The 365-nt window shown below is 73.7% G+C and carries 2 protein-coding genes; both read left to right on the top strand.

Translation table 11 applies throughout. From position 1 onward, the window contains the following. Nucleotides 1–153: sensor histidine kinase (locus RMP09_RS16160; protein ID WP_409559743.1), on the top strand; the 153-nt coding region annotated here is incomplete at its 5' end. Then, a partial coding sequence (locus RMP09_RS16155) for a response regulator (protein ID WP_310567009.1) occupies nt 150–365 on the top strand: 216 nt, incomplete at its 3' end. The genes RMP09_RS16160 and RMP09_RS16155, both read left to right, overlap by 4 nt.

Below are 365 nucleotides of genomic sequence, written 5' to 3'. Positions count from 1 at the left end.
GGCTGCGGCCTGGGCCTGTCCATCGCCACCTCCCTGGCCCGCGCGCACGGTGGCGAGATCACGCTCGAGAGCACGCCCGGCGGTGGTACCACGGCCCGCGTTCGGCTGCCGCAGTGGTTGGGGGACCCTTCGGCGAGCCCGATGACAGCATGAACATCCTGGTGATCGAAGACGACGCACGCATCGTCAGCTTCCTGCAGCGCGGCCTGCGCGCGGAGGGGCACGCCGTGCAGGTGGCGCGCGACGGTCCGGGCGGTCTGGCCCTGGCCCGCGACGCCGCGCGCGAGCTGCGTCAGGGTGGCCCCTCCTGCGTCGTGCTGCTGGACGTGATGCTGCCGGGCCTGGATGGCGTGGAGGTGTGCCGC

The organism is Hydrogenophaga sp., assembly GCF_031426985.1.
In the GTDB taxonomy this organism is placed as follows: domain Bacteria; phylum Pseudomonadota; class Gammaproteobacteria; order Burkholderiales; family Burkholderiaceae_C; genus Hydrogenophaga.
This window is presented reverse-complemented; position numbering and strand designations above follow the sequence as displayed.